Annotated in this window: 19 protein-coding genes; 1 reads left to right on the top strand and 18 read right to left on the bottom strand. The window is 71.3% G+C overall.

Annotated features, from left to right (window positions below; translation table 11 throughout):
- Positions 1-53: 53 nt before the first annotated feature.
- Entirely contained in the window at positions 54-1,400 is a 1,347-nt protein-coding gene (gene murA, locus ABD198_RS11855) for a UDP-N-acetylglucosamine 1-carboxyvinyltransferase (RefSeq protein ID WP_344000145.1), read from the top strand.
- A gap of 168 nt (positions 1,401-1,568) precedes the next feature.
- Here the strand turns inward: murA and ABD198_RS11850 are convergent, their stop codons facing one another.
- The 18 genes from ABD198_RS11850 to ABD198_RS11765 all read right to left on the bottom strand — a co-directional run bounded on the left by ABD198_RS11850 (position 1,569) and on the right by ABD198_RS11765 (position 22,446).
- Complete coding sequence (locus ABD198_RS11850) at positions 1,569-1,850, bottom strand: HU family DNA-binding protein (protein ID WP_167998245.1); 282 nt, start codon at positions 1,848-1,850, stop codon at positions 1,569-1,571.
- Between the two features lie 540 nt (positions 1,851-2,390).
- On the bottom strand, positions 2,391-3,812 hold the full coding sequence (locus tag ABD198_RS11845; protein WP_344000143.1) for an NAD-dependent malic enzyme: 1,422 nt from the start codon (positions 3,810-3,812) through the stop codon (positions 2,391-2,393).
- 465 nt (positions 3,813-4,277) lie between these two features.
- On the bottom strand, positions 4,278-6,569 hold the full coding sequence (locus ABD198_RS11840; RefSeq protein ID WP_344000141.1) for a HelD family protein: 2,292 nt from the start codon (positions 6,567-6,569) through the stop codon (positions 4,278-4,280).
- Between the two features lie 69 nt (positions 6,570-6,638).
- The gene (locus ABD198_RS11835; protein WP_344000139.1) at positions 6,639-7,475 is read right to left on the bottom strand and encodes an anti-sigma factor family protein; all 837 of its coding nucleotides are present in this window, start codon (positions 7,473-7,475) and stop codon (positions 6,639-6,641) included.
- Positions 7,475-8,059: a sigma-70 family RNA polymerase sigma factor gene (locus ABD198_RS11830; RefSeq protein WP_344000137.1), complete on the bottom strand. Its 585-nt coding sequence runs from the start codon at positions 8,057-8,059 to the stop codon at positions 7,475-7,477. The genes ABD198_RS11835 and ABD198_RS11830 overlap by 1 nt, the downstream gene beginning before the upstream one ends.
- Before the next feature lie 269 nt (positions 8,060-8,328).
- Positions 8,329-8,928, bottom strand: coding sequence for a CGNR zinc finger domain-containing protein (locus tag ABD198_RS11825; RefSeq protein WP_344000135.1), 600 nt, complete (start codon positions 8,926-8,928; stop codon positions 8,329-8,331).
- A gap of 273 nt (positions 8,929-9,201) precedes the next feature.
- Positions 9,202-10,353: a uroporphyrinogen-III synthase gene (locus ABD198_RS11820; RefSeq protein ID WP_344000134.1), complete on the bottom strand. Its 1,152-nt coding sequence runs from the start codon at positions 10,351-10,353 to the stop codon at positions 9,202-9,204.
- 119 nt (positions 10,354-10,472) lie between these two features.
- Positions 10,473-11,828, bottom strand: coding sequence for a nitrate/nitrite transporter (locus ABD198_RS11815; protein WP_344000132.1), 1,356 nt, complete (start codon positions 11,826-11,828; stop codon positions 10,473-10,475).
- 192 nt (positions 11,829-12,020) lie between these two features.
- Complete coding sequence (locus tag ABD198_RS11810; RefSeq protein ID WP_344000164.1) at positions 12,021-13,031, bottom strand: hypothetical protein; 1,011 nt, start codon at positions 13,029-13,031, stop codon at positions 12,021-12,023.
- A gap of 93 nt (positions 13,032-13,124) precedes the next feature.
- Positions 13,125-13,811 carry a contact-dependent growth inhibition system immunity protein gene (locus tag ABD198_RS11805; protein WP_344000130.1) on the bottom strand — a complete coding sequence of 229 codons (687 nt, stop codon included), beginning with the start codon at positions 13,809-13,811 and terminating at the stop codon, positions 13,125-13,127.
- Between the two features lie 11 nt (positions 13,812-13,822).
- Positions 13,823-14,128: an RNase A-like domain-containing protein gene (locus ABD198_RS11800; RefSeq protein WP_344000128.1), complete on the bottom strand. Its 306-nt coding sequence runs from the start codon at positions 14,126-14,128 to the stop codon at positions 13,823-13,825.
- Between the two features lie 28 nt (positions 14,129-14,156).
- Positions 14,157-14,828 carry a hypothetical protein gene (locus ABD198_RS11795; RefSeq protein ID WP_344000126.1) on the bottom strand — a complete coding sequence of 224 codons (672 nt, stop codon included), beginning with the start codon at positions 14,826-14,828 and terminating at the stop codon, positions 14,157-14,159.
- Positions 14,829-14,886: 58 nt separating this feature from the next.
- The gene (locus ABD198_RS11790; RefSeq protein WP_344000124.1) at positions 14,887-16,614 is read right to left on the bottom strand and encodes an RNase A-like domain-containing protein; all 1,728 of its coding nucleotides are present in this window, start codon (positions 16,612-16,614) and stop codon (positions 14,887-14,889) included.
- Positions 16,614-16,928 (bottom strand): WXG100 family type VII secretion target, encoded by a 315-nt coding sequence (locus ABD198_RS11785; protein ID WP_344000123.1) that lies wholly within the window; start codon positions 16,926-16,928, stop codon positions 16,614-16,616. Before ABD198_RS11785 ends, ABD198_RS11790 begins: the two co-directional genes overlap by 1 nt.
- Positions 16,929-16,992: 64 nt before the next feature.
- Entirely contained in the window at positions 16,993-17,418 is a 426-nt protein-coding gene (locus ABD198_RS11780; protein ID WP_425580457.1) for a WXG100 family type VII secretion target, read from the bottom strand.
- Positions 17,419-17,510: 92 nt separating this feature from the next.
- Positions 17,511-18,701, bottom strand: a complete 1,191-nt coding sequence (locus ABD198_RS11775; RefSeq protein WP_344000121.1) for an acyltransferase family protein — start codon at positions 18,699-18,701, stop codon at positions 17,511-17,513.
- A 65-nt stretch (positions 18,702-18,766) separates the two neighbouring features.
- Entirely contained in the window at positions 18,767-20,956 is a 2,190-nt protein-coding gene (locus tag ABD198_RS11770) for a bifunctional polysaccharide deacetylase/glycosyltransferase family 2 protein (protein WP_344000119.1), read from the bottom strand.
- Entirely contained in the window at positions 20,956-22,446 is a 1,491-nt protein-coding gene (locus tag ABD198_RS11765) for a hypothetical protein (protein ID WP_344000117.1), read from the bottom strand. Before ABD198_RS11765 ends, ABD198_RS11770 begins: the two co-directional genes overlap by 1 nt.
- Between the last annotated feature and the right edge of the window lie 11 nt (positions 22,447-22,457).

Genomic DNA, 22,457 nt, shown 5'->3' with positions numbered 1-22,457 from the left:
CGATTAGTCTTTCCCTCCTGGCCCCCCGACCTACTCCACGGAACGCGAGATTCATGACCGTCAACGGCGCTGATGACGTACTGCTTGTCCACGGCGGAACCCCGCTGGAGGGCGAGCTCCGTGTCCGCGGTGCGAAGAACCTCGTACCGAAGGCCATGGTGGCCGCGCTGCTCGGCAGCGCTCCGAGCCGGCTGCGCAATGTTCCGGACATTCGTGATGTCCGCGTCGTACGGGGGCTGCTGCAGCTGCACGGGGTGACGGTCCGTCCCGGGGACGAGCCGGGCGAGCTGGTGATGGACCCGACGTCCGTGGAGAGCGCGAACGTCGCCGACATCGATGCCCACGCCGGCTCCTCGCGCATCCCGATCCTCTTCTGCGGCCCGCTGCTGCACCGGCTGGGGCACGCCTTCATCCCGGGTCTGGGCGGCTGCGACATCGGCGGCCGGCCGATCGACTTCCACTTCGACGTGCTGCGCCAGTTCGGCGCCACCATCGAGAAGCGCGCCGACGGCCAGTACCTGGAGGCCCCGCAGCGGCTGCGCGGCACGAAGATCCGGCTGCCGTACCCGTCCGTCGGCGCCACCGAGCAGGTGCTGCTGACGGCCGTCCTCGCCGAGGGCGTCACCGAGCTGTCCAACGCGGCGGTGGAGCCGGAGATCGAGGACCTGATCTGCGTGCTGCAGAAGATGGGCGCCATCATCGCGATGGACACCGACCGCACCATCCGGGTCACCGGTGTGGAGAAGCTCGGCGGCTACACCCACCGCGCCATTCCCGACCGCCTGGAGGCCGCCTCCTGGGCGTCCGCGGCGCTGGCGACCGAGGGCAACATCTACGTCCGCGGCGCCCAGCAGCGCTCGATGATGACGTTCCTGAACACCTACCGGAAGGTCGGCGGCGCCTTCGAGATCGACGACGAGGGCATCCGCTTCTGGCACCCGGGCGGCCGGCTGAAGTCCATCGCGCTGGAGACGGACGTGCACCCCGGCTTCCAGACCGACTGGCAGCAGCCGCTGGTGGTCGCCCTGACCCAGGCCACGGGCCTGTCCATCATCCACGAGACGGTCTACGAGTCCCGGCTGGGCTTCACCAGCGCGCTCAACCAGATGGGCGCCCACATCCAGCTCTACCGCGAGTGCCTGGGCGGCTCGGACTGCCGCTTCGGCCAGCGCAACTTCCTGCACTCGGCGGTGGTCTCGGGCCCGACCCCGCTGCAGGCCGCCGACCTCGTCATCCCGGACCTGCGGGGCGGCTTCTCGTATCTCATCGCCGCCCTCGCCGCCCAGGGCTCCAGCCGGGTGCACGGCATCGGGCTGATCAACCGGGGCTACGAGAACTTCATGGAGAAGCTGGTGGAGCTCGGCGCGAAGGTGGAGCTGCCGGGCAAGGCGCTCGGCTGACACCCGCGTACACGAACGCCGATGGGGCGGTCACCCGGACTCGGGTGACCGCCCCATCGGCGTTTGCTGAAGCACCCTGACGGGGCGCCGGATGCGCGCCGCCGGTCACGTGGACCGGCGGCCGCCCGGGGCGCCCGGGGCGCCCGGCCAGACTCTGCTCGGGTGCCCTTACTTGCCCTTGGCCGCGTCCTTCAGCTTGGAGCCCGCCGAAACCTTCACGCTGTACCCGGCCGGGATCTGGATCGGCTCACCCGTCTGCGGGTTGCGAGCCGTACGAGCGGCGCGGTGGGTCCGCTCGAAGGTCAGAAAGCCGGGGATGGTGACCTTCTCGTCGCCCTTGGAGACGACATCGCCGACGATGTCGGCGAACGCGGCCAGCACAGCGTCGGCGTCCTTGCGGGTCACCTCGGCGCGGTCGGCCAGCGCGGCCACCAGCTCACTGCGGTTCATGTTGTTACTCCCGTGTTCTTCTTGCCGTTGAGGCGTGCCACGCGGCGGGGCCGCATGTCGGGCACGGCCAAGCCGATGCTGCCAGGGTTCTCGGTGAGTCCCCGGACCCGGGTCCGACGTCGAACCCTCGCGCCCAGGGAGGCATCCTGCCTCCACCTGCGGCGGGAAAGCCAATCCGGCACCCGCAGGAGTCGTGAGAACACTCGTGAGTGTCACACGCAGGCCCAGGTCCCCGCCGCCGGGATCAGCCCGCTGACGCGGGGTCACCACCGCCGGTGAGGTGCCGCAGACCTCCTGCGACCTGATCCGAACGGCAGGCCCTGGTCGCCACCCTAGAGGGCGGCCAGGACGCTGAGGTTCCACGACGCGCCGTTTCCGCACGCCGTGGCGCTCCTCACAGCCGGTCAGCACCCCTTTCCGCGCTTTCCCGCGCTTTCCCGCGCTTTCCCGCGCTTTTCCCGCGGTCCGGCACCGTGTTCCCGCGATCCGGCGGGGTACACCCGCGGGTCCGGGCCGGGCGCCGGTGGTCCGCGGTGCTCGTCAGAGGTGGGCGGCGGCGCCGGCCGCCTTGGCGGCGTCCCGCACCGCTCCGGCGACCGCGCCCGCGACCTTGTCGTTGAAGACGCTGGGGATGATGTAGTTCGGGTTCAGCTCGTCCTCGGTGACGACGTCCGCCAGCGCCTTGGCGGCGGCCAGCATCATCTCCGTGTTGACGGTGCGGGACTGCGCGTCCAGCAGGCCGCGGAACACACCCGGGAACACCAGCACGTTGTTGATCTGGTTCGGGAAGTCCGAGCGTCCGGTGGCCACAACGGCCGCCGTCTGACGGGCGATTGCCGGGTCGACCTCGGGGTCCGGGTTCGCGAGCGCGAACACGATGGCGTCGTCGGCCATGGCGGCGACGTCGGAGGCGTCCAGGAGGTTCGGGGCGGAGACCCCGATGAAGACGTCCGCGCCGCGCACGGCCTCCTTCAGAGAGCCGCTGAGGTTCTCGGGGTTGGTGTTGTCGGCGATCCAGCTCAGCGCCGAGCCGGGGGCGGCGTCGACGAGGTCCTCGCGGCCGGCGTGCACCACGCCCTGGATGTCGGCCACCACGGCGTTCTTGACGCCGGCGGCGAGCAGCAGCTTGAGGATGGCGGTGCCGGCCGCGCCGGCGCCGGACATCACCACGCGGATGCTCTCGATGGACTTCTGAGTGACCCGCAGGGCGTTGGTGAGGGCGGCGAGCACGACGATGGCGGTGCCGTGCTGGTCGTCGTGGAATACGGGGATGTCCAGGGCCTCGCGCAGCCGCGCCTCGATCTCGAAGCAGCGCGGGGCGGAGATGTCCTCGAGGTTGATGCCGGCGAAGCCGGGGGCGATGGCCTTGACGATCTCGACGATCGCGTCGGTGTCCTGGGTGTCCAGGCAGATCGGCCAGGCGTCGATGCCGGCGAAGCGCTTGAACAGGGCGGCCTTGCCCTCCATCACGGGCAGCGCGGCCCTGGGGCCGATGTTGCCCAGGCCCAGCACCGCGGAGCCGTCCGTCACCACCGCGACGGAGTTGCGCTTGATGGTGAGCCGGCGGGCGTCCTCGGGGTTCTCGGCGATCGCCATGCAGACCCGGGCCACGCCGGGCGTGTAGATCATGGAGAGGTCGTCACGGTTGCGGATGGGGTGCTTGGACGCCATCTCGATCTTGCCACCGAGATGCATCAGGAACGTACGGTCGGAGACCTTGCCGAGCGTGACGCCCTCGATCCGGCGGAGCTGCTCGACGATCTGCTCGGCGTGCGCGGTCGAGGTGGCGGCGATGGTGACGTCGATGCGGAGCTTCTCGTGTCCGGACGCGGTGACGTCGAGGCCGGTGACCGAGCCTCCGGAGGACTCCACGGCCGTGGTGAGCTGCGAGACGGCCGTTCCGCTCGCGGGCACCTCCAGCCGAATGGTCATCGAGTAGGAGACGCTGGGCGCCGTTGCCATGGCCGACTTCCTCTGCTTTCACCGTGTCGCTCTGTTGTGCCGTCCGATCGTCGCACCTACCGCTGAGTACGCGGTAACCACCTCGGATTGCGGACGTTTTGTTCACAGGCGTGTGCGACCGCACTTCCTGCTACCGGAAACAGAATTTCACCATACGAGAGGCGCTGGGCCGACGAAAGAGGCCCCCGTCACTCTCGCGACGTGGGCCTCTCGGACGTTCACGACACCGACCCGCCATGCTCGCCTCGCGGCAAGTGGTCGCTCGAAGCGACGAAGGTTGGGCCCGGGGGCTTGGATCGAGCCGGTGTCACACCCAGGCTAACAAACGGATCGCGCCGGGCCATTCCCGCGCGGGGCGGCGGTCCCCCAGTTGCTTCCGTGCGCCCCCGCTGCGGCCCCGGAACTGATCCCCGGTTCAGTCCCGCGGCGGAGCCCCCGGGTCAAGTCCCGCGGCAGATCCTCTGTTCAGTCCCGCAGCAGGTCGGGCACGCCCGCCGCGTCCGGCTCGTCGCGCCCGTCCGACACCACCGTCAGCTGCTGCGTGGCACGGGTCAGCGCGACGTACAGCACGCGCAGGCCGGCCGGGGACTCGTCGGCGATCTCGGCCGGGGAGACGACGACCGTGGCGTCGTACTCCAGGCCCTTGGCCTCCAGGCTGCCGAGCGCCACCACCCGGTCGCCGAGTCCCTCGAGCCAGCGCCGGGCCTCGGCGCGGCGCTGCATGGCGACGACCACGCCGACCGTGCCGTCCACCCGCTCCAGCAGCCGGGCGGCCTCCGCGCGCACGGTGGCGCCCAGATCGCCGGCCGTCACGGTGAACCGCGGCTGCACGCCGGTGGAGCGCACCGCGCGCGGTGCCTGTGAGCCGGGCATGGCGAGGGCGAGCACCTTCGACGCCAGATCGGCGATCTCGGCCGGGTTGCGGTAGTTCACCGTGAGCTCGAAGCGGCGGCGCGGGCGGCTGCCGAGCGCCTCGTCGCGGGCGTGCGCGGCCTCGTCCGGGTCGGACCAGGAGGACTGGGCCGGGTCCCCGACGATCGTCCAGGTGGCGTGCCGGCCGCGGCGGCCGACCATCCGCCACTGCATGGGCGTGAGGTCCTGCGCCTCGTCGACGATGACATGGGCGTACTCGACGCGCTCCTGGGCCAGCCGTTCGGCCCGCTCGCGCTGGGTCTCCTCGCGCACCGGCATCAGCTCCTCCAGGCCGGTGAGCTGGTCCAGCGGGTCGATCTCCCGCTTCTTGCGGGGCCGGGGCGGGGTGCCGAGGATCGCCTGCAGCTCGTCCAGCAGGGCGATGTCGTGCACCGACCAGCCGTCCCGGCGCAGCGAGCGGGCCACCCTGCGGGCCTCGCCCTGGTCGAGGATGCGCCGCGACCAGCGGACCAGGCGCCGCTCGTCCGCCATGGCGTCCAGCACGGCCGCCGGGGTCAGCTCGGGCCACCAGGCGTCGAGGAAGGCGATGAACTCGTCCTCCGAGGTGACGTCCTCGTCGAAGGAGGAGCGCAGTTCGGCGGTGAGCTCGGGGTCGGTGTGCCGGTTCGCGGCGCCGGAGCGCTCCCACAGGGCGTCCAGGAGCAGCCTGCGGGCGCGCGGGCGCAGCAGGTTCACCGGTGCGGTGCCGCCGAGTGCGGTACGCCGGATCCGCTCCAGCTCCCCGGCCTGAAGCTCCAGGCGGCGGCCGAAGGCGACGACCCGCAGCCGCGCCGGCGAATCGTTCAGCTCCAGCGCTCCGCGGGCGGCCTTCCGCAGCACCTTCAGCATGCGGTACGAGCCCTTGACCCGGGCCACCGACGGGGAGTCGTAGACAGTGGCCTCGGCGCCGTCGACGAGGGAGCCGAGGGCCCGGATCGCCACCTGGCCCTCCTCGCCCAGGGAGGGCAGCACGCCCTCGGTGTAGGCGACGAGCAGGGGCGTGGGCGAGACGATCAGGATGCCGCCCGCGTACCGGCGCCGGTCCTGGTAGAGCAGGTAGGCGGCCCGGTGCAGGGCGACGGCGGTCTTGCCGGTGCCGGGGCCGCCCTCGACGTAGGTGACCGAGGCGGCGGGGGCGCGGATCACCTGGTCCTGCTCGGCCTGGATGGACGCCACGATGTCCCGCATGGTGTGGGTGCGGGCCTGGCCGAGCGCGGCCATCAGGGCGCCGTCGCCGATGACGGGCAGCTCCCGGCCGTCCAGGGACGCCTTCAGCTCGGGGCGCATCAGGTCGTCCTCGACCCCGAGGACGCGGCGGCCCTTGGAGCGGATGACCCGGCGGCGCACCACCCGGCCGGGGTCGACCGGGGTGGAGCGGTAGAAGGGCGCGGCGGCCGGGGCGCGCCAGTCGATGACCAGCGGGGCGTAGTTCTCGTCGAGGACGCCGATGCGGCCGATGTGCAGGGTCTCGGCGATGTCGGCGGTGTTGTCGGGGCGGACGGCGCCCTCGGCGGGCTCCACGGCGGTGTAGGCGCCGTCCGGGCCCTTCTTGCCGTCCTTGCCGCGCAGCAGGTCGATCCGGCCGAAGAGGAAGTCCTCGTACTCGTTGTTCAGCCGGTTCAGGTGGAGGCCCGCGCGGAAGACCTGGGCGTCACGCTCGGCGAGCGCGCCGGGCGTGCCGACCTGGCCGCGCTGGGCGGCGTCGCGCATGAGGAACTCGGCCTCGTGGATCTTCTCCTCGAGGCGTCGGTACACCCGGTCCAGGTGTTCCTGTTCGACGCGGATCTCGCGGTCGCGTACGGAGTCGTGAACGACCGCGGTTTCCTGCTGAGCCTGAGCGGCCACCGGGCCCCCTTCTGACGTGCTGGGCAGCCGTCAACCGTACGCGAAGGGGGCCACGCGAGGCTACGGCGGCTACGCGTCGATCTCCACGATCTTCTCCCCGCCGAAGGTCATGATCTCGAAGTGGTCGATCTGGTTCGGATCGAAGGAGGCGCCGCCCTGGACGTACAGCGGCTGCTTGGCCTTGTCGGTCTTGGCGTCGGGCAGGCCGTAGCCCCAGTCCGGGACGGACCAGGAGGTGACGGTCTCCCGCTCGCCGTTCTTGCCGACGGCGATCAGCGAGCACTTCTCCGGACCCTTGACGTTCTTGATCTCCACGACCGCGGCGGTGCCCCAGTCCTTCTTCTGCAGGGCGACGGTCGCGGCGACCTTGGTGGAGGGGTCGGTGGCCGTGATCTTGTCGGGGATCAGGTCGAAGGCTTCCTTGGCCGGGTTCGCCGAGAGCGTGGTGCTGGTGCCCCCGCCGCCCGGGCCGGAGTCGCCGCCGTTGCTGGTGGCGACGGCCACGAACGGGCCGCTGACGATCAGGGCGCCCGCGGCGGCGACCATGTAGAAGTTGCGGCGGCGCTTCTTGGCGCGGCGCTCGGCGACCTCGTCGATCAGCTTCTCCACCACGCGCGGGGACGGCTTGGCGGAGAGCGACTCGCCGATGGAGGGGGTGCCCGCCCCGGGCAGGTCCCCGAGCGCGGCCAGCATCGGTTCCATACCGGCGAGTTCGTCGAGCTGCTGGGCGCACCATTCGCAGCCCGCGAGATGCATCTCGAAAGCGCTTGCTTCGGCGTCGTCGAGGATACCGAGGGCGTAGGCGCCGACGGTCTCATGCTCGTTCGGCACCGGTGTCCCCTTCACGGGACCAGACATACCCGCACCACCCGCGCCGAATCCCTGGTTTCCCCCGTACACACTCATCACGCCGTCACCCCCCGCTCCTCCAGTGCCAGCTTCATCGAACGCAGGGCGTAGAACACCCTGAAGCGGACGGTGCCGCTGGGTATGCCGAGCGTCTCTGCCGCCTCGTTGACGGTACGCCCTTTGAAGTACGTCTCGACGAGCACCTCCCGGTGAGCCGGGGTCAGGTCGTCGAGCGCGTCCGACAGCGTCATCAGCCACAGCGCCTTGTCGATCTCGTCCTCCGCGGGGATGACCTCCAGCGGCGACGGATCGACCTCCTGCGGCCGGGCCTGCCGGCTGCGGTGGCCGTCGATGACGATGCGCCGGGCGACCGTCACCAGCCAGGGGCGTACCGAACCGGTCGCCCGATTGAGCTGACCGGCGTTCTTCCAGGCACGGATGAGCGTTTCCTGCACGACGTCCTCGGCGCGTTGCCGGTCTCCGGCGACCAGCCGCAGCACATAGGCGAGCAGGGGGCCGGCGTGCTCACGGTACAGAGCACGCATCAGCTCCTCGTCAGGTTCCGAGGGCTGTGAGGACATGCGATGTCGGGCCCTCGATCCACGTTCATTGGCCACGGCCGCATCCTTGCGCACGCCCACCTCCGGTGTCCGGGGGATCCCCCAGTCGGTCGCTCGACAAGCGGTACGTGCGCGGGGCGTTGGATGTTCAACGCGAGGTGACAGTTTTCTCAGGGGTGACGTGACGAGCAGGACATGCGGCCACATTCCCCCCGTTCTCTCTTTACATTTCCGGCACAACAGGGGGATGGGCGGGCTTACCCGTATCCCAAGGCAACCAAACTTCGTGTAACCGAAATCACCTGCGGAATTTGCCGGAAGGCCTGCTGCAGAAGGAACATAACGGCCATTCAGGTCCGGGTGAGCGCCGCGCGGCGCCGGTGCCGGGCCACGCGTTCCCGGTTCCCGCAGACCTCACTGGAGCACCAGCGCCTCCTGCGTCCCCGTGAGGTGTCGACGTACACGATGGGGCAGTTGTCGCCCTCGCACTGCCGCAGACTCGCCCGCGCCACGGGGTCGGTGAGCAGGTCTACCGCGTCTCTCGCGACCGCCGCCAGCAGTGCGGCCAGCCCCGGCGGTGCGTCCAGGCACCGCACCAGGGCGCCGTCGTCGCCGGGCACCGCGCACGGGGCGGGCGGCGCCGCACGGGCCAGGTCGTTGACGCGGGAGAGCGCACGGTCCCACGAGGGGCTGCCGGGCGCCGGCCGGCTGCGGACCAACGGGCCAAGGCAGCCGCGCAGTTCACGGAAGGCGGCCGGCCAGGAGAGATCGGCGTGCGCCAGCGAGGTACCCGGCGGCACCAGACCGGACCCGGTGATCCAGGCGCGCAGCACCTCCAGCGAGCCCAGCCGCTCCACCGGATGCGTGGTGGCGAGGAGGTCCAGACAGATCCGCCCGGTGTCGAACCGCAACTCGTACGCCTGCGCCGCCGTGGAGGTTCCCAGCGCCATGTTCCCGTCACCGCCTAGGTGCACCCCGGTCGTGTGAGGGCCGGTGGGATGCGAGGAGGAGCCCAGAGCAACCGTTCTCCCTACAGTGCCCGCCCGCCGCCGCGCCCGGAACCCCTCCGGCCGCTTCGCCTGCACGCGACCCGCTCCCCCGGGCGGCCGCGTACTTGGCCCAGCGCCCGCGTAGTACGCCTGGACGTCCGCGTACTTGGCCTGGCCGTCCGCGTACTTGGCCTGGCCGTCCGCGTACTTGGCCTAGCCGTCCGCGTACTTGGCCTAGCCGTCCGCGTACTTGGCCTCCGCGTGCGGGTCCAGGGCCAGGCGGTAGCCGCGCTTGACGACCGTCTGGATGAGTTTGGGGGTGCCGAGGGCGTTGCGCAGCCGGGCCATGGCGGTCTCCACGGCGTGCTCGTCGCGGCCCGCGCCGGGCAGGGTGCGCAGCAGGTCCGCGCGGGAGACGACCCAGCCGGGGCGGCGGGCCAGGGCGCGCAGCAGCGACATCCCGGCCGGCGGCACGGGCCGCAGATCGCCGTCCACCAGGGCCGCGTGGCCGCGGATCTCCAGCCGGTGCCCGGCGACCGGCAACGAGCGGGCGCGGGCGGGGAGTTCCTGGCAGAGCAGCTGCACCAGAGGGCCGAGCCGGAAGCGGTCCGGCTGCACGGTGTCCAGGCCGCGCGCCTGCAGCGGCAGCGCGGTGACCGGGCCGACGCAGGCGGGCAGCACGTCGTGGGAGAGCGCGGCGAGCACCTCGTCCAGCAGGCCGCGGTGCTCCGCCCGGGACAGCAGGGACGCGGCGGCGGGTGCGCTGGTGAACGTCACCGCGTCCAGGGTGCGGGCCACGGTCGCGTCCAGCAGGCGGTCGACCGGCCCGAGGTCCTCCGGCGGCAGCCAGCGGTAGACCGGCACGCCCACCACCTCCGCTCCCCCGGCCCGCAGCGCCTCCACGAAGCCGGGCAGGGGCTCGCCGTGCAGCTGGACCGCGACCCGCAGCCCGTCGACGCCCTCCTCGTGCAGCCGGTCGAGCACCTCGGCCATCGACTCGGAGGCCGGCGACCACTCCTCGGTCAGCCCGGCCGCCCGGATCGCGCCCTTCACCTTCGGGCCGCGGGCGAGGATCCGCACCCCGCGCAGCCGCGCCAGCAGATCCTCGCCGAGCCCCCAGCCGTCGGCGGCCGCCACCCAGCCGCGGAAGCCGATCGCCGTGGTGGCCACGGCGATGTCCGGCGCCTGCTGGATGATCTCCTTGGTGGCGGCCAGCAGTTCGCTGTCGTCGGCCAGCGGCACGATGCGCAGGGCGGGGGCGTGCAGCACCGCGGCCCCGCGGCGCTGCAGCAGCGCCCCGAGCTCGTCGGCGCGGCGCGCGGCGGTCACGCCCACGGTGAAGCCCGCGAGGGGCCCGTGGTCCGGTCGCTGTGGTTCGTCGTACATGGCTCTCGTCCCGCACTCGAGTCGGCGTGCTGCGTGAGGCGCGGCTCCGCCTCCATGCCGAACGAGCCTGTCAATGATCCGTGACAGGCTCGGTTCGGCTCGATGTCACCCGTGTTACGTCACACCTCGGCGTAGCTGAGCTGCGGCTTCTCCTCGGTGGCCGGGCTGGTGGTGATCGTCCGGGCCGGTCGGCGGCGAAGGTATACGGACCAGGTGACCACGAAGCAGACCGCGTAACAGGCGAGGAAGACGACGAAGGCACCGGTGCCGGAGCCGTAGGAGAGGAAGGACTGGCGGAAGGCCAGGTTGATGCCGACCCCGCCGAGCGCGCCCACCGCTCCGATCAGGCCCATGGACGCCCCCGACAGCCGCCGCCCGTAGGCCGCGGCCTCCTCGCCGCGCAGGCCCTTGGCCGGTGCCTTGGCCTGGAAGATGCCGGGGATCATCTTGTACGTCGAGCCGTTGCCGAGGCCGGTCAGCACGAACAGCACCACGAAGGCGACGGTGAACAGCGCCAGTGACTTCTGCATGGACGCCGCGATCAGCACCGCGGTGGCCGTGCCCATGGCGACGAAGGTGTACAGGGTGATCCGGGCGCCGCCGTACCGGTCGGCGAGCCGCCCGCCGACGGGGCGGATCAGCGAGCCGAGGAGCGGGCCGATAAAAGTGACGTACGCGGCCTGCAGCGGGGTGCGGCCGAACTGGGTGGTCAGCACCTGCCCGAAGGCGAAGCTGTAGCCGATGAACGAGCCGAAGGTGCCGATGTAGAGGAAGGACATGATCCAGGTGTGCGCGTCCTTCGAGGCCTCCTTGGCGGCCCCGGTGTCGTTCCTCACCGAGGCGATGTTGTCCATGTGGCGCGCGGCGAGCACGGCGGCGACGACGATCAGCGGGATGTAGATGCCGAGCAGCACCCGCGGTCCGCCGCTCGCCCCGATGATGGCCAGCGCGGCGATCTGGATGACCGGGACGCCGATGTTGCCGCCGCCCGCGTTCAGACCGAGCGCCCAGCCCTTCTTCCGCAGCGGGAAGAAGGCGTTGATGTTGGTCATGGAGGAGGCGAAGTTGCCGCCGCCGATGCCGGCCAGCAGGCCGACCAGCATGAAGGTGGAGAAGGAGGTGCCCGGCTCCATCACGGCGAACGCGGCGACGGTGGGCACCAGCAGCGCGGCGGCGGAGACGACGGTCCAGTTCCGGCCGCCGAAGACCGCCACGGCGAAGGTGTAGGGGATGCGGACCACCGCGCCGACCAGCGTCACCATCGACGTCAGCAGGAACTTGTCGGCCGGGCTCAGTCCGTACTCGGGGCCCATGAAGAGCACCAGCACGGACCACATGGTCCACACCGAGAAGCCGATGTGCTCGGACAGCACGGAGAAGCAGAGGTTGCGGCGGGCCACCTTCTCGCCGGTGGTCCTCCAGAAGGTCTCGTCCTCCGGATCCCAGTGCTGGATCCAGCGGCCTGGTGCTGTCATGACGCCTCCACGTTCTCCGGGGTGCGGACGATGCCGCTCGGGGCTGGTCCCGCGTCCCGAAGGTAGGGAGGTGGCGTTTCCGGTCTGTGGCACCCGGTGACCGGGAGGGAACTTTGCTCTCACCCTGGTAAGGGGCGGGATGAGAGGTTTCCGCCACCGGGCGCCGGCGCCCGGTGAAGGCCGGCCGGTGCGTCAGCCCTGCGGGGGCTGCCAGTGGGGGTTCTGCTGGGGCGGCTGGGGCTGCGGCTGCCCGCCGTACCGGGGCTGGGCGTACGGCTGCGGCGGCGGAGCCTGCTGCGGGTACTGGGGGTACGCGGGAGCGGCGGCCGGCGCGGGCATCTGCGGCTGCTGGGGCCGGGGGTACGGAGGCTGCTGGCCGTACGGGGTCTGCTGCCCGTACGAGGGCTGCGGCGCCTGGCCGTACTGCGGCTGCTGCTGGGGGAACGGGGGCTGCTGCCCGCCGTACTGCGGCTGCTGCTGGGGGAACGGGGGCTGCTGCCCGCCGTACTGCGGCTGCTGCTGGCCGTACTGCTGCTGCGGGTACGGCTGCTGCTGGGCGAACGGGTTGCCGTGACCCGGCTGCTGCTGGGCGAACGGGTTGCCGTGGCCGGGGAGTTGTCCGCCCGGCGGCAGATAGCGCAGGCGCCCGGTCTCGTCGGTGACCTGGACGAACCCGGCGGCCTGGAGCCGGGCCGCGAACCTCGCGTTGCGGCGCCGGTTCACCACGAACCCGACGGCGAGGATGCTCATGAGGAAGGCCCAGAACAGAGCGCCCCAGAACAGCCCGTCACCCCCGGTCTTGAGGGCGACGGCCACCGCACCGGCGGTGGTGCCGATCGCCCCGAAGAGCATCCGCTTCTCGGCGCTCTTGCCGGTGAGGTCGAAGTTGATGCGGGCCTTGAGCAGCTCCAGCGCGTCCGGCACGACGGGCGGCAGCGACACCCCGTCGCCGGCGTTCGGGTACTGCGCCCAGTTCTGCGCGGCCCGTGCCCGCGCCTGCGGCGAGGGGTCCGGCACGATCAGCATCACCAGCGAGGAGTTGTTGTACCCGCCCTGGCGGACATCGGCGTACTCGTACCCGAACTGCTGGGCGATGAAGGCGAGCCTGGCCAGCGTCTTCACGGAGGCCATGGGGCTGGTGACCTCCACCGGCTCCCCGCTCGCCATCAGGCGCAGCATGTTCTGCGTCCGCCGCTTGCTCATCTCCACCCGCCCCCGTTTCATCTTGAGCCGCTCGCGCCGCTTCCACAGCGCGGTGCAGTGTTCCACACGCCCCGCACCGGGGACACCTCGGCCCTACGGGGTGTCCGGGTTGCCGTAGTCGGGCAGCGGCTGCGCCAGGTGCTCGGCCACCTGGGCCAGCCAGGCGGCGGGGGTGTACGGCTCCGGCGGGTCGACCTCCATGCCCAGTTCGGCGACGGCCAGGGCGTAGTCGGACTCGTCGAGGCCGAGGGCGAGCAGTTCGTGCAGCTCGCCGACGAGCCGGGCGACGAGCCGCGGGTCCGTGGTGGCGCGGTAGTCGGCGACGGCCGCCTCGTGGTCCGCGAACTCGTCCGGCATGTCCTGCGAGAACCAGCCGCCGAGGAACTGGCCCAGCTCGGGGAAGCGGGCGTGCCACTCCCAGTGGGTGGCCGGTGTGGCGGGCGGCGGCACCTCGCCGTTGTCGATGCTGTGCCTGATGTGGTCGGCCAGATGGAACAGCCACTGCTGCACCTGCCCCTCTGGCAGGCCCACGTCGGGGATGGCGTAGAACTCCCCCAGTCGCAGGCGGAGCCGTCCCGGCGGGTTCTCGGCGTACTCCCGCAGCTGCCGTTCCGCCACGGCCAGCGCCCAGGGCCGGGTGTGCCAGGTGTGCCTCAGGTACGCCGTGAGGGCCTGGCCGGGTGCGTCCGCGGTGTCGTCCGCGGTCTGCCCGGTGTAGGCACGCATCACTTGGTCCAGTTCGCCGTAGCGGCGGTCGTGTTCGAGGGGGCTCAGGGGCACTGCGATCGGCCTTACAGGTAGACGGGGAAGGTGGCGTGGACGACGAAGCCGTGCGGGGCGGAGGGCTCCCGCCGGAGCACGACCCGCGAGGCACGCACGTCGACCGGGTCCCGGCCCGCCAGCATCATCCCCTTCAGCAGCACCCGGCCCACCGGTTCGGTCCGCGAGGGCCAGGACGCCTCGATGGTCAGGCGCTGCCGGGTGCCCTGAGCGAGCCAGCGGTGGATGAGCTGCTCATTGGCGGTGACGACCTGCTGGGTGGCCCACTGGGCGGTCTCACGGTCGGGGTAGGTGGCGGACCGGTTCACGGATGGCATGACGGAAGGACCTCGGGGGGCTGGCGGGTCAGGGCTGGGGGACGTGTTCTCGCCGCATGTGCTCGTTCACGGCGTCGAGGAATTCACGAAGGGTTTGCGGGGTCGCCCAGAAAACGACGGAGGAAAGATTCTTCTTCATTTCCTGCTCCCCCGGGAAGAGCACGAGCGCCGTCTGCGCCTCGGCGGCCACGGGGGACAGGAATTCGGCACAGTAGGGGTGCTCGGTGGCGATGCACGCCTCGACGGCGTCGCGGAGGTTTTCGTATTCCCCCTCGTAGAGCCAGTTGTAGCCGAAGCCGTAGAGCTGCGGAAAACGGACCTGGATCTCCCAGCGCGACAGGGGGAGCACGTCATAGTCCTCCCACGGGTCCTGCTCCAGCGCGCGGAGCCTGCTCGCCAGCGCGTGCAGGAACTCCGTGGCGTCCGCTCCGCCTGCGGCCCGCTGCAGAAGCTGCTCGAACTCGCGCGGGATCTCCTCGCCGCCCTCGGCGCAGAGACGTGCCACGTGGTCGAGCATCGCGTTCACCGTGGCGATCGGGCAGATCCAGTCCGTCGCCATGGTCGCGCGCGTGAGCCGGAGGAAGCGCCGCAGCTCCATATCCAGGTCCAGCGCCCCGTCGGACTCACGTACCGAAGCGGCGAGGTCCAGGACCCTTTTGACCGGGCCGTCGACAAAAAGCCGCGCGGTATGCAGAATCAAGCCGTCACCGTCCTCGCCGTCACATCAATGCACCTGGACACCGTCGAAGCCCCAAGCTCTAAGGGCTGACAGGGTACGCGGTCACGACGACGAAGGGCGGATCGAGCCCCCTCTTGTACTTCAGCGCGACCTGCACGGTGTGCACGTTCTGCGCGGTGGCATTCATGCCGTGTGCGTCGTACTGGTCGCGGGTCACGGTACGTCCGACCACGTCGTTCACCGTGAGCTGCAGCGGCGGTTGAATGCTGGAGGCATCGGGGTTGTAGTTGGGCCTCGCCGCCATTCTTCTTTCCACGCCCTGGATCCACTCGTCGACCCGGATCGCGTTGGCGTCGTTGTCGAGCACCTGCTGGGTCAGGCGCTGTGCGGTGGCGAGGTCCTTGAAGGCGGAGGCGGACGGCGCGTTCGGCTGGTCCCTCAGCCGCTGCGTCAACTGCTCGTCGGTGAGTCCGACGTGCTTGTCCACGACATGGCTTCCGTGGATGCCCTCCTGGCCGGCCAGGTCCAGCGGGAAGTAGTGGTCCCTGGGGTCCTCCCCGGGAACCATGTACGTGTGCTCGGCCTTGAACTCGTTGAGCGCCCGCGCGCCGAAGGCCTGGGCCCGCGCCTCCTCCGCGTGGAAGCTCGGCGCGCTGCGGTGGGCCTCGTCCAGCGGACCCATCAGCGCGTCGAGCTTCGGCACCAGCGCGTTGACGCGCCGGTTGTACTCGGTGACGATCGCGTTGAGCCTGGCGGTGTCCATGTTGAGGACGATGCCGGCTCCGAGCTGGCTGGCCCCCTTGGCGACTCCCTTGGCCACGCCCTTGATGAGGCCCTTGACGTCGTCCATGCCGACGCCGTCCTTGAGGTTCACCTCGACCTTGGGGATCGCGTCCTTGACGGCCTCGACGTAGACGTCCCACACCTCGCCGTTGAGGTAGACGGCCGCCTCGGCGAAGTCGTACAGCAGATCGCTGATCTTCTGCGCGGTGTCGAACAGCACCGTCATCACCGGGTGGCTGGCCGTCCCCGACGATCCGGAGTCGTGCCTCCACTCGTAGCCCTCCTGCTGCGTCCCCCACGCCGTGGTCCCCCACAGCGAGCTGCAGAACTTCCGCATGGCGTCGTGCCATTCGCTGTTGCTCTGCTGGGTGATGCTGCTGACGTTGCCGGTCAGCGCGCCTTCGACCGTGGAGAGCGTGACGGTCATCCCCATCCACGCCTTGGACAGCGAGTTGAGGTAGTGCTGCTGCGGATAGGGGTAGACCTCGGCGACCTTCCCCATCCGGAAGGCGTGCTTCACGACGGGGCGCAGCGCCTCCCTGATGGGTTCCGGCACCCACTCCAGCAGACGCCTGATGAAGTCGTCGCCCCCGTCGTCGTCACCCCATTTGAGGTTGGGCACCGGACCGTACGCCGGCGCCTTGTCGATGACCTGCGGGGGCGGCTGGGTGACCGCGCGGGTGTTGCCGGAGGGATCGTTGGCGGCCTCCGCCTTGGCGTAGTTGTTGGCCGTGGTGGTGAAGCCGACCGCCGCGCCGCCGATGCTCACCACGCTGCGCGCCCACACCTCGAGGAAGCGGTTGGCCACCTTGACGTACGCGGCGGCGAACGCCTCGGGTGCGGTTCCGTAGCCGCCGGCGTCCGGGTACTTGCTGAGATCCTCGAGGAGGCTCTTGGCGCCCTTGTCCATGGGGGTCTGCTGGGCGGCGACCCCGGACGAGACCCGGTGCAGATCGGACGGCTTGACGTCGATCGTCCCGCTCTGCCCGCCCGGCCCGGCCGCCGGAGCTCCCGGTCCGGCCATCAGCGCGCTCCCCAGCCCCGCAGCACGGCCTGGTGCGCGGCTATGTAGTTGACGTGGCTGTTGGTGGCACATGCGTGCAGCCACTTCTGCGCGGCCTGCAGGTCCTGCGCCGAGCGGTCCCACTCGTCCAGCTTGTCGACGAAGACCTCCCGGGCCTCGCCCTCCCAGGAGAGCACGACCGGGACGACGCGGTCGTAGAGGTCGTCGAGCCGGTCGTTGAGCTGCTTGAGGATGTCCTCGAGATCGGTGGCGAGCTGGCTGAGCGTGCCGAAGGACACGGTTATGTGATCGTCGTCGGTGCCCCCGTTGGCCACGGTGGTTCCCCCGTTCGTGTCGTAGCCGGACGTGCGTCGGCAGGAGCTTCGGTCGGTGGCAGCCTCAGAAGGAGCTCAGGCTGCTGCGAGGGGTTTGCGGCGCCGCCGCGGTGTCCGTGTTCGGCGTGGACAGCCTGTCGACCTCGCTGTCGATGTCCACCTGGATCTGTCTCATCTGCCGCACCACGTCCAGCTCCTGCTCCGTGAAGCCGTCGCGGCTCATCCGCACGGCCTGCTCCAGGTGGCGCAGGATGTCGCGGATGCGCACGGCGTCCTCGGCGGCGGCCCGGTGGAAACCGCGGTACGCCTTTCCCGCCGGTCCGCGCCAGCCAGCCTCGATGCGGTCGACGATCGCGTCCATGCGCCGGAACTGCTTGTCCAAGTGCGCCTGCATGTCGTGCAGTTCCTTGGCGAGCTTGGTGAGGTTCTGGTCGGACGCCCTCAGATCTGCTCCGCTGTCTCCCCCGGAGGTTCTCTCACGTATGCCCACGCCGTCGTCGCCTCCGCCCCCGTCGCTTCGGCCTCGCCATCAGTGAGGTGATCATAGGGCGTTGGGCGGGGCGCCGCCGTTCCGGGGCCCGTTCACCGGGAGGCGGACGGCCACAGCCGCGGCCTTCGCCGGGCCGCCAGGTCCTCCACCCAGCCGAAGGCCACTACGCAGCCGGCCAGCAGGATCCAGACCAGGAGCAGGACCGGCCAGGAGCTCTCCAGGAGCCAGGGGACGTTCTGCTCCAGTGCGGGGAAGCCCCAGAGGCGGTCGTAGAGGGTGGCGGCGACCAGGATGCAGATGTTGTGCCACAAGTAGACCGTGACCGCACGGGAGTTGAGCAGAGTGATCAGCCAGTCCCAGCGGCGCAGGCGGTGCGGCCACTCGGACCAGGCCGGGCTGAGGTGCAGAAGCAGCAGGACGGTGCCGAAGGACCACAGCGCCTGGGCGAACGGGATGGAGTCCAGGTCGTGGCCGGTGCGGAAGTCCTGGTGAAAGGCGTACCAGAGGCCGGCGCAGGCGATGATCGGCGCGATCGACGGCGCCACGTACTGCGGGATGCGCTTGAGGACGCCCTGCTGGTGAGCCATGCCGAGGATCCAGCAGGCCCCGAAGGTGCTGAAGTCGGTGACCGCCGAGTCGATCCGCTCGAAGGGGATGGTGAGCCAGCCGAACTGCAGGACGGCGGAGGGGACCAGCGGCGCGGCGATGGCGGCCAGGGGCTGGATGCGCAGGGCCCGCAGCAGCAGCGGGGAGAGCAGGACGAACCAGAGGTAGGCGCGGATGTACCAGAGGGGGCCGGCGAGTTCGGCGGCCCAGTCCTCGCCGGCCCAGCCCTGGATCCCGGCGACGCCCTCGGCGTAGGGCGGGTCGCTCAGCGGCAGGATCCAGTAGGTGAGGTGGAGCCACCACCAGGCGGGGTGCTCCTCGTCGGGGCTCCAGCCCTGGGCGAACATGCCGGTGACGCCGATCACGCCGAGCAGCCACAGCGGCGGCAGCATGCGGCGCATCCGGCCGCGTACCACCTGGACGGCGGGCCGCTTCAGGGAGCGGGCCATGAGGTTGCCGGCCAGGGCGAACATCACGCCCATGGACGGGAAGACGACGGGCAGCCAGGCCCAGCCCATCAGGTGGTAGAGCACCACCCGGAACAGGGCGACGGCGCGCAGCAGATCGAAGTAGCGGTCCCGGGCGGGCGGCCGGGTGGCCGCCTCGGCGGTGGCCGGACCGGCGGGTGCTGCGCCGGCGGTGTCCTGGGGGCCTGCCGGGCGGGCGGGTGCGTTCACGTGCGGGTCTTTCTGGTGGTGCGGGGGCCGGGTGGTGTCCGGCCCCCACGGTTGGTGTGAGGTCCTCAGGCCACCGGGCGGCCGTCCACCAGGGGCTGCTGGGCGGCGGCGCCGGGCGGGGCCTGGACGCCGCCCTTGCGGCGCAGCTTCTGCCAGCGCAGCCGGCCGCCGGTGAGCGCGGTGATCCAGGACTGCAGCAGCACCACGTACATCAGCTGCCGGTAGAGGATCTGCTGCAGCGGCAGCGACAGCAGCGGGGTGAGCTTCTCGCGGTCGAGGCGGAACGCGTAGGCCGCGCAGGCCGCCTGGATGGCGAGGACGCCGAACCAGGCGAGGATCGTCTTCCCGGTCGGGCCGAAGACCAGGCCGTAGATGAGGAAGACGTCGATCAGCGGGGCCAGCAGCGGGGCGACGACCATGAACAGGGACACGAACGGCAGGCCGACGCGGCCGAAGCGGCCGGAGGGTCCCCTGTCGACCAGGGCGCGGCGGTGCTTCCAGATGGCCTGCATGGTGCCGTAGGACCAGCGGTAGCGCTGGGACCACAGCTGCTGCACGGTCTCGGGGGCCTCGGTCCAGGCGCGGGCGTTCTCGGCGTAGACCACCTTCCAGCCGTCGCGGTGGATGGCCATGGTGATGTCGGTGTCCTCGGCGAGCGTGTCGTCGCTCATGCCGCCGACCCGCTCCAGCGCCGAGCGGCGGAAGGCGCCCACGGCGCCGGGGATGGTCGGCATGCACTGCAGCACGTCGTACATCCGCCGGTCGAGGTTGAAGCCCATCACGTACTCGATGTGCTGCCAGGAGCCGATCAGCTTGTCCTTGTTGCCGACCTTGGCGTTGCCCGCGACCGCGCCGACGCGCGGGTCGGCGAAGGGCTGCACCAGCTCCCGGACGGTGGTGGGCTCGAAGACGGTGTCGCCGTCCATCATCACGATGATGTCGTAGCGGGCGTTGGCGACACCGCGGTTGAGGGCGGCTGGCTTGCCGGCGTTGAGCTGGCGCACCACGCGCACGTTGGGCAGGCCGAGGGACTCCACGATGCGGGCGGTGCCGTCGGTGGAGCCGTCGTCGATGACGATGACCTCGATGGGGTGGTCGCTCGCCATCAGGGAACGGACCGTGTTCTCGATGCACTTGGCCTCGTTGTAGGCCGGGACCAGCACCGACACCGGCTCGGTGACCGGCGGCCCCCAGGCGAAGCCGCGGCGGCGCACCTTGCGGGCGTGGACGGCGGACAGCACCAGCATCATCACGAACCGCGCGATGACCAGGAAGCCGACGATCGCGAGGCCGACCACCAGCACGCCGGTGATCTTGTCGGAGGCCTGCACCAGGAAGACCCAGGCCTTGCCCTTCCACAGCTCGATGCCGGTGACCGGGCTGTGCGCGCTGGGCGCGTCGAGGGCCTCGGTGAGGTTGTCGAACTCGTAGCCCTTTTCCTTCAGATCGGGCAGCATCCGGTCCAGGGCCTGGACCGTCTGGTGGCGGTCGCCGCCGGAGTCGTGCATCAGCACCACGGCGCCCTTGCCGTCCTTGGGCGTGGAGCGCCGGATGATCTCGGAGACGCCGGGCTTGCGCCAGTCCTCGCTGTCGGCGGTGTTGACGACGGTGATGTAGCCGCGGTCGCCGATGTACTCGGTGACCGGCCAGGACTTGTTGTCCATGGCGGCTGCCTGCGAGGAGTACGGCGGCCGGAACAGCGAGGTGCGCACGCCCGCGGCGCCGGTGAGGGCGAGCTGCGTCTGCGACAGCTCCCAGTCGATGCGGTCCCTGGACTGCAGCGACAGGTCGGGGTGGTTGAAGGTGTGCAGGCCGATCTCGTGCCCCTCCTCGACCATCCGCTCGACCAGGTCGGGGTAGCGGGAGGCCATGGTCCCGGTGACGAAGAAGACGGCGTGCGCGTCGTGCTTCTTCAGCACGTCCAGGACCTTGGGCGTCCACTCCGGGTCGGGGCCGTCGTCGAAGGTGAGCACCACGCGCCCGTCGGGGATGGTGAGGGACTGCGGCTCGTCACCGCGGGTGTCGATGACCGGACCGCCGTCCTTTATCTCGTCCGGCACCTTGTCGGCGGCCGCCTCGGGGCTGATGCGGTGGTCGGCGAGGATCTCGCTGTGCACATAGCCGCGCAGCAGCAGCATCGCCATCAGGGCGATCAGGAACAGCAGCGGCACCAGCAGACGCAGGGGCACGCGGCGACGCCGGGAGCCGCCTCGGGCGGGGGCTTGGGGCCCGGGGCGGGAAGTGCGGATGGCCATCAGAGGATGTGCTCCGGGGACTGTGCGGCGGGGGAGGCGGAATCCGGCTCAGCGGCGGTGCCGTCGGCGGCGACGGGGTCGGCGGCGGGCGCCCCGACGACGTTGTCGGTGCCCGTGCCGTCGCCTCCGCCGGTGGCCGGCGGGGTGGCCTCGTCGGCCGGTTCGTCCGTCGGCGTGGGGTCGGCCGGCGGCTCCACGGGGGTCTCGGCGGGCGGCGTCGAGACGGCACCGCCCCCGGCCGGGGCCTTCTGGGTGGGCTTCTTGCTCGGCGTGGTGTCGGCATCGCCGCCGGTCGCCGCGCCGGCCTGGCCCTCGCTGACGGTCGTACCGGGCGCGAGGACGCTGGTGCCGGGCGAGGGCAGACCCGACGCGCCGGCGGAGGGGACCGAGCCGGGGTCGAGGCTGCTGCCGGATCCGGGCGAGGCGTCGGTCTCGCCGGGCTCGGGCGTGGTCTCCACCTTGCCGGCCGGCTGCTCCTTCTCCTGCCCCTCCACGGGGAGCCAGGGGGCGTCGGAGTTGCCGGACAGCAGGGTGGCGCCGATGACGACGGCGTACCCGGCGCAGGCCAGCCCGACGGCCAGGCCGATGCGCCGGAAGCGCCGGCTGCGGCGACCGGACTCGTCGACGAAGACGGGCCCGTCGGAACCTTCCTGCCCGGGCCCGGTGATCCGCCGCAGCTCGCCGTTGACGAACTGCACGGCGTCCAGCTGCACGGTCACTTCGTGCGGGTCGTGCTGCGCGCCCTCGGCGGCGCCGTCGTCGGCACCCTCCTCCCAGGGGTCGCGCACGGGCAGGTCGAGGGGGGCGGTGGGGGCGGCGGGCGCGCCGGGGGAACGCCTGGCGGCGGGCGCGCCGAGGGCACGGGTGGCCTCGCCGTCCTCCGGCGAGGTGCGCGGCTTGATCAGCAGGGCCGTGGTCCGGTCCTGGTCGTCGGGGGCGGAGGTTGCGCGGGGCAGCATCGCGGTCGCGTCGTCGGCACCGGCCGGCTCGTCGTCGCGCCGCCCGCCCTTGGCGGCGGGCTTCTCCGGCACGGCGTCCGCCGGGGCACCGGCGGTCACGGGCGCCTTGCGGGACGTGGACGCCTGCAGGGCCGCACGCTCCTTGAGCGCACGTGCGGTCACGGCGTCCCAGGGGCTCCTGGGACCGGAGGAACGGTCCGCCGCGGCACCGGCAGCAGCACCGGCGCCCTGCACGGCCTTCGCCCCGGGCTCCTTGCGGATCCCGGACTCCCTGAGAGTCCTGGGCTCCTTGACGGTGATGTCCCGGTCACCGGGCCGCTTCCCGGTGAGGCCGGACGGGGTGCGCAGCACCTGCGTCGCGTCGGCCGGAGGAGCCGTGCCGGGGCGGGCGTCCTCGGGCTCGGCGGCACCGGTGTCCCGCTGCACGGTGGCCGGTTCCCGGTCCCGGTGTCTGCTGCTCTTCGGGAGTTCCTCGGTCGCTTCCGCGGCCTCAGGGCCTTCCGGTTGGGCGTCTTCTCGCCACTTCTCCACGCGTACGCACT

Origin of the sequence: Streptomyces thermocarboxydovorans (genome assembly GCF_039524635.1) — a bacterium.
Taxonomy (GTDB): Bacteria; Actinomycetota; Actinomycetes; order Streptomycetales; family Streptomycetaceae; genus Streptomyces; species Streptomyces thermocarboxydovorans.
This window is presented reverse-complemented; position numbering and strand designations above follow the sequence as displayed.